Here is an 11,786-nt window from a genome sequence, read left to right as displayed (position 1 = left end):
CCCCGGACTCTTCCCGGGGGCGTCTTGCATGTCGGGGGCACACGAGTTAGCGTCTGCTCCGGGAGAAAGCCCGGGCGCGCGAGAAGGCCGGGTCAGGAGTTGAGGTAGGTCACCACTGCAAGCACGCGGCGGTGGTGCGCATGCGACGGTGCCAGGTCCAGCTTGGTGAAGATCGCCGACACATGCTTCTCGACGGCCCGCTCGGTGATCGAAAGGGACTGGGCGAGACCGTTGTTCGAATGGCCTTCGGCCATCAGAGCCAGCACCTCCCGTTCCCGCGGTGTGAGCCGGTCCAGCGCCGAGGCACCGCGATTGCCCATCAGTTGACGCACCACCTCCGGATCGAGCGCGGTACCGCCTGTGGCGACCCGTCGCACCGCGGCATCGAACTCGGCGATGTCGGCCACGCGGTCCTTGAGCAGGTATCCGACCCCCTCGGGGTTGACGGCGAGCAGTTCGGTGGCATACCGCGTCTCCACCCACTGCGAGAAGACCAGCACACCGATGCCCGGATGTGACCGGCGCAGCGACACCGCCGCGACCAGACCCTCGTCGGTGCAGGTCGGCGGCATGCGGATGTCCACGACGACCACGTCGGGGGTGAGTTCGTCGACAGCGACCAGCATCTCGGCGGCGTTCCCGACGGTGGCCACGACATCGTGCCCTCGGTCGAGAAGCAACTGGGCAAGACCTTCACGCAGGATCGCACTGTCCTCGGCGATGACGATCCGGGTCACTGCTGCGCTCCGGCGGGCACGACCGCGGCGACGACCGTCGGACCGCCGGACGGGCTGTCGATCTCCAGTCGCCCGTCCAGCATCGCCAGCCTGTTCTGCAGACCCGTCAGCCCAGAGCCGCCGCCGATCTGGGCGCCTCCGGAGCCGTTGTCGTGCACCTCGATTCGCAGTTCACGGGTATCGCTGGTGACCCGCACCCGTGCTTCGTCCGCCCCGGAGTGCCTCGAGACGTTGGCCAGTAGCTCTGCCGCACAGAAGTACGCCATGGTCTCCACGCCGATCGACGGCCGCACCTGCAGATCGACGGTCACGGCGACCGGGATCGGATTTCGGGCCGCCAGCGTCTGGATGGCCGGTCCGAGGCCGAGATCCAATGCAGGCGGCCGGATTCCGCGGATCAGGTCACGCAGCTCGGCCAGCGTGTCCTTGGTGTCGGCCAGCGCGTCGGAGACCAGCGCGCGCGCCTGCGGTTGGTCGGCCGACTTCGCGAGCTGCTCGTCGGCGCGCGCCAACGCCATGGCCACGGTGATCAGCCGCGCCTGGGTTCCGTCGTGCAGATCCCGCTCCACGCGCTGCAGGGTGGCGGCGGCGCCGTCCACCACCCCGGCGCGGGCTCCTTCCAACTGGGTCACCCGTCGCTCCCGCTCGCTCGGCCCGAGCATGAAGCCCGCCAGCCAGACGTGGGCGCGGGCGATCGCCAGCATCACCCATGCCAACAGGTACAGCGCGACGACACCCGCGACGCAGAGCAGCAGGTACCACCCCAACGAGTCGACCGGTTCACCCAGCGACACGAACGGTTCTCCCATGACGAGCCACACCACCGGTGACACCACCAGCGCCGCCGACGCGACCACGCCCACGATCGTGAAATATCCGATCGGTGTCATCAGCAGCGCGTGCAGCATCAGGAAGCCCAGGCTCCGCCAGCCGACGGCATCGGTGAGCGCCGCCGTCACCGTCTGCAGGCGCCCCGCCGGCCTGGCGAACAGCGGCGGTTCGGCGATGACCGTTCCCGTGAGCCGCGCCAGCTTCCGGAACAGTCGATTCCACGCCCGCCCGCTCATCACGACCAGGGCCACCAGCGGGATGCCGACCACCGTGACGAGCAACAGCCCGGACGCGAGCCCCGAGGCGAACAGGAAGGCGACGGCGATGACCGCGAGCAGGCTGACCAGGACGACGTACAGATACGACGGCCAGGCGGAGCGGCGCAGCGGGACGAGAAGCGTTCGGGCCCAGTCCGATCGGGCCTCGGTGGCAGGTGTTTCGGTCGTGGTTGTGGTCACGTCGACCATCGTGGCTCGCCAGACGTGCCGCGATCGATGGTGGTATCCGGTGAATCGACGGTGTGGCTGGCCACACCCAGAGAATAAGGGCGGGTTCGGGAGGACACTTGGGTGCGTTTCATTAGTCTCACGCGGCCGACTTTCATCCCTTGTCGGCTCTTTGGATCAGTCACTCCCGAACCCGTCGTGCGACCGATCCTACGCTTGTGACTGCCATCACACCAGTGCGAATTCGGGTCGTCAGGACTCCCTGCTGCGCATCAGCGAACGGGTGCGGCCACGACCCTCCGCAGAGGGGTCGAACGGTGCCCCGACGAACTCGTCGACGCCGGCGGCGGCCAGTTCGTCGAGCCTCTGGGACACCGTCTGCTCGTCGCCGATGATCGCGGCGTCCTCGGGCCCCGCGTACCCCTCGCGGTCCAGCATCGCCCGGTAGGAGGGCAGCGTTCCGTACATGGCGAACTGTTCGGCGGCCTGGCGACGGGCCGCATCGACATCGTCGGTGACGGCCACCGGGAGGGCGGCGACGACGCGCACCGAACCGTCCGGGCGCCCCGCGTCGGCAGCCGCCTGGCGCAGCGTCGGGCCGACGTGAGCCCCCAGCGTGGCCGGGCCGGTCATCCAGGTACAGGTGCCCGCGGTGCGCCGGCCGGCCAGGCGCAGCATCTGCGGTCCCAGCGCCGCGATGTACACCTCGGGGCGGGGCGCTCCCGGGATGAGCAGGGCGCCGCGGGTGGTGACCGTCTCCCCCGTCGCGTCGGCGGGTTCACCGGCCAGCAGCGGAAGCAGCCCGTCGAGGTACTCGTTGAGCCGGCGCACCGGCCGGTCCCACGGGATGCCCCACATGCCCTCGGTCACCGCGGCGTGGGTCATGCCGAGGCCGAGGGTGAACCGGCCGCCGGAGGCCAGGCTGACGGTCAGCGCACGCTGCGCCATCTGCATGGGGTGCTGGTTCTGGATCGGGACCACGCCGCTGGCGGCCTCGATCCCGTCGACCTCCCGCAGGGCGACCGCCAGGATGGTGAGAAGGTCGGGCTCGTAGGGCAGCTGACTCATCCACACCCTGCGGAAACCTTCGTCACGCAGCGTGGTGAGGTTGGCGATGGTCGCGTCTATCGGGGAACCGTCGGAGCCGCTGAGCTGTCCGAACATGCTGATCTGCATGTGCTGAATGTAGCCCCGGAAAAGTTAGTGCCCCGTGTTGCCGTCGGGTCGGGGGGTCAGACGGCAACACGGAGCTATCCCATGTATCGACGCCTCAACTGCCGGCGTTACACGCTTTCCAAAATCTTTTTTCGACGCTGTTCTCGTCCGACTGCCCACAGATTTCGGCCTATCGGGTCGCGGCCCCGGCTCAGGCCTCGAGGATGGCCGTCACACCCTGCCCACCTGCGGCGCAGACCGAGATCAGGCCGCGGACCGGGCGGGCCTGGTCGCCGGACGTCGAAGCCTTCTTCTCCGCGAGTTGCTTGGCCAGCTGGGCCAGGATCCGGCCGCCGGTCGCCGCGAACGGGTGCCCCGCGGCCAGCGACGACCCGTTGACGTTGAGCTTGGATCGGTCGATGGCGCCGAGCGCCCCGTCCAGCCCGAGACGCTCCTTGCAGTACTGCTCGGACTCCCATGCCGCCAGGGTGGCCAGCACGACAGAGGCGAAGGCCTCGTGGATCTCGTAGTAGTCGAAATCCTGCAACGTCAGGCCGTTGCGGGCCAGCAGGCGCGGCACCGCGTACGTCGGCGCCATCAGCAGGCCGTCGGGGCCGTTGACGTAGTCCACCGCCGCGGTCTCGCCGTCGACGAAGTAGGCCAGCACCGGGATCGAGTGCGACGCCGCCCACTCCTCACTGGACAGCAGCGCCACCGACGCGCCGTCGGTCAGCGGCGTCGAGTTGCCCGCCGTCATCGTCGCGTCGCCGCTGCGCACCCCGAACACCGGCTTGAGCTTGGCGAGCTTATCCGGTGAGGAGTCGGCGCGCATGTTGTTGTCGCGGTAGAGCCCGAGAAACGGGGTGACCAGGTCGTCGAAGAAGCCGCGGTCGTAGGCCGCGGCCATGTTGTTGTGGCTGGCCGCGGCGAGTTCGTCCTGGTCGACGCGTTTGACGCCCATCTCCTTGGCGGTGACGGCGGCGTGCTCACCCATCGACATACCGGTGCGCGGCTCGCTGTTGACCGGGATCTCCACCCCGAGGGACGCGGGCAGCTTGCCGGCCAGCTTGAGGCGGTCCAGGTTGGACTCGGCGCGCCGTAATCCCAGCAGTGTCCGGCGAAACTTGTCCCCGAAAGCGATCGGTGGATCGGAGGCGGTGTCCACACCGCCGGCCGCGGCCACCTCGTAGCGGCCCAGCGCGATGCCGTCGGCGGCGGCGATGGCCGCCTGCAGGCCGGTGCCGCACGCCTGTTGCAGGTCGAACGCCGGGGTGTAGGACGACAGCGCGCTGCCCAGCACGCACTCGCGCATCAGATTGAAATCACGGCTGTGCTTGAGCACCGCGCCGCCGATGACCGCACCGAGCCTCTCGCCTTCGAGGCCGAACCGGTCGACGAGTCCGTCGAGCACGGCGGTGAACATGTCCTGGTTGGAGGCGTTCGCGTAGGCGCCGTCGGCGCGGGCGAACGGTATCCGGTTGCCTCCGAGAATGGCTACCCGGCGGGTTTTTTTGTCATCGGCCACGTGTGCCTCCCGGCGTCGCGAGGATCATTGGGGTGTCGAGGGTCATACTACCCACCGTTCTTACTCTGGAGTAAGTTCGTGATCGACACGACAGTGGGTCCCGGGCTGGGTACCCGTCCCCCGACTCGATGTACCCAAGATCTCTCGAAAGGCAGCACCGTGGCTTCCGATCTGCTCTCCACAGTCGTCAACTCAGGGCCAGGAGGGTTCCTGGCCAAACAGCTCGGCGTCCCGCAGCCCGAACCGCTGCGGCGCTACAAGCCGGGCCAGCCGCCGCTGGCCGGTTCCCTGCTGATCGGCGGCGAGGGCCGGGTGGTGGAGCCGCTTCGGGCCGCGCTCGCCGACGACTACGACGTCGTCGCCAACAACCTCGGGGGTCGCTGGGCCGACTCGTTCGGCGGGCTGGTGTTCGACGCCACCGGCATCACCGAGCCCGAAGGCCTCAAGGGCCTGTTCGAGTTCTTCACGCCGCTGCTGCGCAACCTCGGCCACTCGGGCCGCGTCGTCGTCATCGGCACCACCCCGGAGGACACCGGCAGCGTGCACGAGCGCACCGCGCAGCGTGCACTCGAGGGGTTCACGCGCTCGCTGGCCAAGGAGTTGCGCAACGGCTCCACCGCCGCACTGGTCTACCTCTCGCCGGACGCCAAGCCCGCCGCGACCGGCCTGGAGTCGACGCTGCGTTTCATCCTGTCCGCGAAGTCGGCCTACGTCGACGGCCAGGTGTTCCGGGTCGGCGCCGCCGACTCGACCCCGCCTGCCGACTGGGACAAGCCGCTCGACGGCTTGGTCGCGGTGGTCACCGGCGCGGCCCGCGGGATCGGCGCGACGATCGCCGAGGTGTTCGCCCGTGACGGTGCGAAGGTGATCGCGGTGGACGTCGAACAGTCGGCGGACGCGCTCGCCGAGACCGCGACGAAGGTGGGTGGCACGGCGCTGACGCTGGACGTGACCGCGGCCGACGCGGTGGACCGCATCACCGAGCACGTGAAGCAGCACTACGACGGCAGGCTCGACATCCTCGTCAACAACGCGGGCATCACGCGGGACAAGCTGCTGGCCAACATGGACGAGGGCCGCTGGGACTCCGTGGTCGCGGTCAATCTGCTTGCGCCCCTTCGGCTTGCGGAGGGCCTGGTCGGCAACGGGACGATCGGCGACGGCGGCCGGATCGTCGGGCTGTCGTCGATGGCCGGCATCGCGGGCAACCGCGGGCAGACCAACTACGCCGCCACCAAGGCCGGCATGATCGGCCTGACCGACGCGCTGGCGCCGCAGTTCGCCGCGAAGAACATCACGATCAACGCGATCGCGCCGGGGTTCATCGAGACCAAGATGACCGACGCGATCCCGCTGGCGACCCGCGAGGTCGGCAGACGGCTGAACTCCCTGTTCCAGGGCGGCCAGCCGGTGGACGTCGCCGAGGCGATCGCCTACTTCGCCAGCCCCGCGTCGAACGCCGTCAGCGGCAACACGATCCGGGTCTGCGGCCAGGCCATGCTGGGCGCGTAGGCATGGGCGAGAACGAACAGCCTTCGGGCCTGAAGAACCTGCTGCGGGCGGCGGCGGGTGCGTTGCCGATCGTGCGGCGCGGCGACACGCTGCCCGACCGCGCGCTGCGCGTCGACGAGTTGAGCATCGATCCCGCCAACGTCGCCGCGTACGCCCACGTGACCGGCCTGCGGTTCGGCGACACGGTGCCGCTGACCTATCCATTCGCACTGACCTTCCCGACGGTGATGAACCTGGTGACCGGGTTCGACTTCCCCTTCGCCGCAATGGGTTCGGTTCATCTGGAGAACCACATCACCCAGTACCGGCCCATCTCGGTCACCGACACCGTCGCGGTGGCCGTGCACGCCGAGAATCTGCGGGAGCACCGCAAGGGCCTGCTGGTCGACATCGTCACCGACGTCAACATCGGCAACGACACCGCATGGCACCAGGTGACGACGTTCCTTCATCAACAGCGGACCAGCCTGTCCGACGAGCCCAAACCGCCGCCACAGAAACAGCCTAAGCTGGGCCCGCCCAACGCGGTGCTGCACGTCACGGCGGGGCAGATCCGCCACTACGCCTCCATCGGTGGCGACCACAACCCGATACACACGAACGCGATCGCCGCCAAGCTGTTCGGGTTCCCCACCGTCATCGCACACGGGATGTACAGCGCCGCAGCGGTTCTGGCCAACATCGAGGGTCAGCTACCGGATGCAGTCAAGTATTCGGTGCGGTTCGCCAAACCCGTGGTGCTGCCCGCCCGCGCCGGCCTCTACGTCGACCGTCGCGGCGATGCGTGGGAGTTGACGCTGCGGCACCTGACCAAGGGGCATCCGCACCTGACCGCGACCGTGACGCCGGCCTGACACCGGCCGCCCCTAGTTCGCCACGACCGTCGCGGCGTCCGCCGGGGTCGCGTCGGAAGGCTTGCCCTTCAAGCCCCGCCAGAACAGGTTGATGAGCAGTTCCGCGGCTTCGTCGGCGTCGGCGTCGCCGGTGCTGACCCGGGACGCCACCGCCTCGCCCGCGCCGACCAGGGCGACGGCCATCATGTCGAAGTCGGCGTCGGGTTCGGGGTGCCGGGTGCCGGACCGCAGCAGGCGGCCGACGAGTTCGATGATGCGCTCACGGCCCTCACGCACCGTGTGGGCGAAGCGCTGCGAGCTCGTCGCCTGGGTGTACAGCACCATCCACGACGAGCGGTTGGTGTCGATGTACTTCAGGAACGACAGCACGGCACTGCGCAACAACTCCTTGGGTGCGTCGTCGAAGTCGATGTTGGTGCGTACCGCGTCGACGAAGCGGCTCAGCTCCCTGTCCAGGCAGGCGCCGAACAACTCCTCCTTCGACCCGTAGTACAGGTAGAGCATCGGCTTGCTGATCTGTGCCTCGGCGGCGATCGCGTCCATGGACGTCTCGTGGTAGCCGTTGACCGAGAAGATCTGCACCGCCGCGTCGAGCATCTGCTGCTCACGGACGGCACGCGGTAACCGCTTGGTGCCACCTGCCATGAGCCGAGCCTTCCCTGCCGATATCCGTGGAGTTCACCCCAGGGTAAGCAATGGTCGGCCGATCAGCCCCCGCAGTTCGGTGACGGACCCTTGACGGCGGCGATCCGGTTGACGGCGGCGTCCACACCCGACATCGTCAGCTCGCCGGCCGCCACCGCCTTCTCCAGCCGGTCGAGCACCGCGGGCACCTCGCCGGTGGTGACCCACAACGCGACGTCGGCGCCGGCCTGCAGCGAACGCAGCACCGCGTCGGCGACCCCGAAGCGGTCGGTGATGGCCCGCATGCTGGACAGGTCGTCGGTGAACACAGGCCCGTTGAACGGCGGACCGCCGTAGTCGCCGGAACGCAGCAGCGCGTAGGCCGCGGGGCTCAGGCTGGCCGGTTCGCTCCCCGTCAGCCCGGGCACCTGCATGTGGCCGACCATCACGCCGACCGGGGCCGCGGCCGTCAGCGTCCGGTAGGGCACCAGATCGTTGGCCTGGAGCTCGGCCAGCGGCGGGGTGACCACGCCGCCCTCATGCGAATCTCCCGACGCGTAGCCATGCCCGGGGAAGTGCTTGAGCACGGGCAGCACTCCGGCGTCGCGCAGGCCGCGTGCGTACGCGCCCGCGTAGTCGGTGACCTTGGTGGGATCCGAACCGAACGACCGGTCACCGATGACGGTGCTGTTCGGCGCGTCGGTGACGTCGACGACGGGCGCGAAGTCGATGGTGATCCCCAGGCTGCGCATCTGGCGGCCGCGGTCGAGCGCGATGGCGTAGACGTCTTCGGGGGTACTGGTCTGCGCCAGCGCCCGGGGCGCGGGCTGCGAACCGATCACACTCGACAGCCGCGAGACGCGGCCACCCTCCTCGTCGACGCTGACGGCCAGCGACAGCGGGCCCGCCGAGGCGGCGATGTCCGTCAGGGAGCCGTCCGAGAGCATCGACAGGTCCGTCCAGCTGCCGATCATGATGCCGCCCACGTGCTGGGTGTCGATGACCGCGCGGGCGTCCGCCGCACCGGTGACCCCGACCATGAGCAGCTGCGCGAGCTTGTCGCGGGTCGACATCGCGGCCGGATCACCGCAGACAGGAGCTGCCGGTGCGGGGGCCGGGGCAGCCGGTGGCGCGAAATTGGGCACCGGACCTGCGGCCATGGTCAGCCGGGAGGCAGACGCTTCGGGTTGTTCGGTGGTCGAGGTGCATCCCAGCGCGAGCGAGGCCGAGGCCATCACCACCAGCAGGGCACCCGGGACTTTCCAGCGACTTCGGAGCGCGAACATACGTCCCGACACTAACGGCAACGGCTGTCGGTCTCCACGCCCTGGTGACCGGGCCGGCTGCATACCAGGTCAACCCCCTCTCGGAGGGTCGGCGCCGGGTGCCGGAACCGGCCGGCACGACGGCCACACCCAATAAGGTGGTCTGAAGGGCACTGAGCGGTTTCGGGGCCGAAGAGGAGAAGGTGATGTCGAGCGCGGAAGCCGGTCGGACGGCCGGCGAGAAGAAGACCGTCATCGTCATCGCGTTCGACGGCTCACCCACCGCGCGCCGCGCCGTCCACTACGCGAGCCGGTTCCTCACCGCCGACCGCGCCGTGGTCCTGACCGTGTGGTCCCCGCTGGACCGGGGCACCGACCCGGTGTCCTACGACCTCGACGGCCCTCCCGATCCGCCGGACACCGACGAGGTCGACATCGCGCTCGCCGAGGCGCAGCGCATCAACGACGAGGGCCTCGAACTGGCGCTGGCGACCGGGCTGCCCGCCGAGCCGCTGTGCCTCGCGCAGACCTACACCGTGTGGGGCACGATCATCGACACCGCCGACGAGCTGGACGCCGATCTGATCGTCACCGGCACCCGCGCGACCACGGGGTTGAGGTCCCTGATCCAGTCCAGCGTGGCCGACCACGTGCTGCGCCGGGGACGGCGCCCGGTGCTGATCGTGCCTCCGGAGCCGTGACGGGCCGCGTGCTAGTTTGAGGCCCATGGATCGGTTTCTCGTGCCCGCCGCAGCCAGCATCGTCGTCGGCCTGCTGCTGGGCGCGGCTGCCGTGTTCGGGGTGACGCTGATGGTGCAGCAGGACACCAAGCCTCCGCTGCAAGCGGGCGATCCGGCGTCGTCAGTCCTCAACAGGGTCGAGTACGGCGACAGAAGCTGACGTGACAGCGCCGCTGTCGCGGCGCTGGCTCTGGGTGGCCTTCGCGGCGGCTCTCGTCCTGACCTTCGCCCAGTCACCCGGACAGATCTCACCCGACACCAAGCTCGATCTCACCGCGAACCCGCTGCGCTTCCTGGCCCGCGCGTTCAACCTGTGGAACAGCGACCTGCCGTTCGGCCAGGCGCAGAACCAGGCCTACGGCTACCTGTTCCCGCACGGCACCTTCTTCCTGGCCGGCGACCTGCTCGGCGTTCCCGGCTGGGTGACGCAGCGGGTGTGGTGGGCGCTGCTGCTCACCGTGGGTTTCTGGGGTGTGCTGCGGGTGGCCGAGGCGCTCAACATCGGCAGCCGCACCTCACGGGTCATCGGCGCGGCGGCGTTCGCGCTGTCGCCGCGGGTGCTGACCACGATCGGCGCGATCTCCTCGGAGACGCTGCCGATGATGCTGGCGCCGTGGGTGCTACTGCCGGTCATCCTGGCACTTCAGGCGCAGGGCGACCCGCGCATTCGGGTGTTGGCGGCGCGCTCGGGGTTGGCCATCGCGCTCATGGGGGCGGTCAACGCCGTCGCCACCCTCACGGCCTGCCTGTGTGCGGTGGTGTGGCTTGCGTGCCATCGCCCCACCGCGGTCTGGCGGCGGTTCACCGCGTGGTGGCTGCTGTGCGCGGTCCTGGCGGTGACGTGGTGGGTCGTCGCGTTGGTGCATCTGGGCCAGATCAGCCCGCCGTTCCTGGATTTCATCGAGTCCTCCGGTGTCACCACGCGGTGGATGTCACTGACCGAGATGCTGCGCGGCACCGGCGCGTGGACACCGTACGTGGCGCCGACCGCCACCGCGGGCGCGCCGCTGGTCACCGGGACGGTGGCCGTGCTGGCGACGACGCTGGTGGCGGCAGGCGGACTGGCCGGGCTCGCCATGACGTCGATGCCGGCGAAGGGCCGGTTGATCACGATCCTGATGCTCGGCATCGTGCTGTTGGCCGCCGGTTACGGCGGCGGACTGGGCTCCCCGATCGCGCATCAGGTCCAGGTTTTCCTCGACGCGGACGGCACCCCGCTGCGCAACCTGCACAAGCTGGACCCGCTGCTGCGGCTGCCGTTGGCTCTGGGACTCGCCCACCTGCTGGGGCGGGTTCCGCTGCCCGGTAGTGCGCCGCGGACGGTGTGGCGCGACGCCTTCGCCCATCCGGAGAGGGACAAGCGCGTCGCGGTGGGCGTGGTGGTGCTGACCGCCCTGACCGCAGCCACGTCGCTGGCCTGGACAGGGCGGTTGACGCCGCCGGGTGCGTTCGACGCGATCCCGCAGTACTGGCACGACACCGCGGACTGGCTGGATGCGAACAACACCGGGACGCCTGCCGGCGACGGATCACCGACGCCGGGACGGGTGCTGGTGGTGCCCGGCGCTCCGTTCGCCACTCAGGTGTGGGGGAACAGCCACGACGAGCCACTGCAGGTCCTGGGCCACAGCCCCTGGGGGGTTCGCGACTCCATCCCACTGACGCCGCCGGAGACGATCCGCGCGCTCGATTCCGTGCAGCGGTTGTTCGCCGCCGGCCGATCCTCCGCTGGCCTCGCCGATACCCTTGCCCGACAGGGCATTTCGTATGTGGTGGTGCGCAACGACCTGGATCCGGACACGTCACGGTCGGCGCGTCCCATCCTGGTCCATCGGACGATCGACGGCTCGCCCGGTCTGACGAAGGTGGCGCAGTTCGGCGAGCCCGTCGGTCCCGGCAGCCTTGAGGGGTTCATCACCGACAGCGGGCTTCGTCCGCGGTATCCCGCCGTCGAGATCTTCGAGGTGGCCGGCGCGGCGGCGGTCTCGGGGCCGTACCTCGTCGACGCCGATGCGATGGCCCGGGTGGACGGCGGGCCCGAGTCGCTGCTCCGGCTCGACGAGCGCAGGCGGCTGTCCGGCCGGCCGCCGCTGGGGC

General features: G+C 69.6%; 11 protein-coding genes. 5 read left to right on the top strand and 6 right to left on the bottom strand.

Going from position 1 to position 11,786, the window contains the following annotated elements; genetic code table 11:
- Nucleotides 1-92: 92 nt before the first annotated feature.
- The 4 genes from H7I57_RS19750 to H7I57_RS19735 form a co-directional block, all read right to left on the bottom strand.
- Nucleotides 93-737 (bottom strand): response regulator transcription factor, encoded by a 645-nt coding sequence (locus tag H7I57_RS19750; RefSeq protein ID WP_264025480.1) that lies wholly within the window; start codon nucleotides 735-737, stop codon nucleotides 93-95.
- Nucleotides 734-2,035, bottom strand: coding sequence for a sensor histidine kinase (locus H7I57_RS19745; RefSeq protein WP_372510294.1), 1,302 nt, complete (start codon nucleotides 2,033-2,035; stop codon nucleotides 734-736). The genes H7I57_RS19750 and H7I57_RS19745 overlap by 4 nt, the downstream gene beginning before the upstream one ends.
- A gap of 231 nt (nucleotides 2,036-2,266) precedes the next feature.
- Entirely contained in the window at nucleotides 2,267-3,190 is a 924-nt protein-coding gene (locus H7I57_RS19740) for a TIGR03564 family F420-dependent LLM class oxidoreductase (protein WP_264025478.1), read from the bottom strand.
- 190 nt (nucleotides 3,191-3,380) lie between these two features.
- Entirely contained in the window at nucleotides 3,381-4,694 is a 1,314-nt protein-coding gene (locus H7I57_RS19735) for an acetyl-CoA C-acetyltransferase (RefSeq protein WP_264025477.1), read from the bottom strand.
- A 159-nt stretch (nucleotides 4,695-4,853) separates the two neighbouring features.
- Between H7I57_RS19735 and H7I57_RS19730 the strand changes: the two genes are divergently transcribed.
- Together H7I57_RS19730 and H7I57_RS19725 are read left to right on the top strand one after the other, a co-directional pair.
- Nucleotides 4,854-6,206 carry a 3-oxoacyl-ACP reductase gene (locus H7I57_RS19730; protein ID WP_264025474.1) on the top strand — a complete coding sequence of 451 codons (1,353 nt, stop codon included), beginning with the start codon at nucleotides 4,854-4,856 and terminating at the stop codon, nucleotides 6,204-6,206.
- Nucleotides 6,207-6,208: 2 nt separating this feature from the next.
- Nucleotides 6,209-7,060 carry a MaoC/PaaZ C-terminal domain-containing protein gene (locus H7I57_RS19725; RefSeq protein WP_264025472.1) on the top strand — a complete coding sequence of 284 codons (852 nt, stop codon included), beginning with the start codon at nucleotides 6,209-6,211 and terminating at the stop codon, nucleotides 7,058-7,060.
- A 12-nt stretch (nucleotides 7,061-7,072) separates the two neighbouring features.
- Here the strand turns inward: H7I57_RS19725 and H7I57_RS19720 are convergent, their stop codons facing one another.
- Nucleotides 7,073-7,705 carry a TetR/AcrR family transcriptional regulator gene (locus H7I57_RS19720; RefSeq protein WP_264025471.1) on the bottom strand — a complete coding sequence of 211 codons (633 nt, stop codon included), beginning with the start codon at nucleotides 7,703-7,705 and terminating at the stop codon, nucleotides 7,073-7,075.
- A 62-nt stretch (nucleotides 7,706-7,767) separates the two neighbouring features.
- Complete coding sequence (locus H7I57_RS19715) at nucleotides 7,768-8,970, bottom strand: glycoside hydrolase family 3 N-terminal domain-containing protein (protein WP_264025470.1); 1,203 nt, start codon at nucleotides 8,968-8,970, stop codon at nucleotides 7,768-7,770.
- Nucleotides 8,971-9,155: 185 nt separating this feature from the next.
- Between H7I57_RS19715 and H7I57_RS19710 the strand changes: the two genes are divergently transcribed.
- The 3 genes from H7I57_RS19710 to H7I57_RS19700 form a co-directional block, all read left to right on the top strand.
- Nucleotides 9,156-9,650 (top strand): universal stress protein, encoded by a 495-nt coding sequence (locus H7I57_RS19710; protein WP_264025469.1) that lies wholly within the window; start codon nucleotides 9,156-9,158, stop codon nucleotides 9,648-9,650.
- Nucleotides 9,651-9,675: 25 nt separating this feature from the next.
- A complete protein-coding gene (locus H7I57_RS19705; RefSeq protein WP_014813542.1) occupies nucleotides 9,676-9,849 on the top strand; it encodes a DUF2613 domain-containing protein in 174 nt (57 codons plus the stop codon).
- A gap of 1 nt (nucleotide 9,850) precedes the next feature.
- The coding region (locus tag H7I57_RS19700) for a DUF3367 domain-containing protein (protein ID WP_264025468.1) at nucleotides 9,851-11,786 on the top strand (1,936 nt) is incomplete at its 3' end.

The sequence above is a fragment of the Mycolicibacterium pyrenivorans genome (assembly GCF_025821625.1).
GTDB classification, from domain to species: Bacteria; Actinomycetota; Actinomycetes; order Mycobacteriales; family Mycobacteriaceae; genus Mycobacterium; species Mycobacterium pyrenivorans.
The sequence above is the reverse complement of the archived record's forward strand: the minus strand, read 5'-3'. Positions and strand labels throughout refer to the sequence as shown.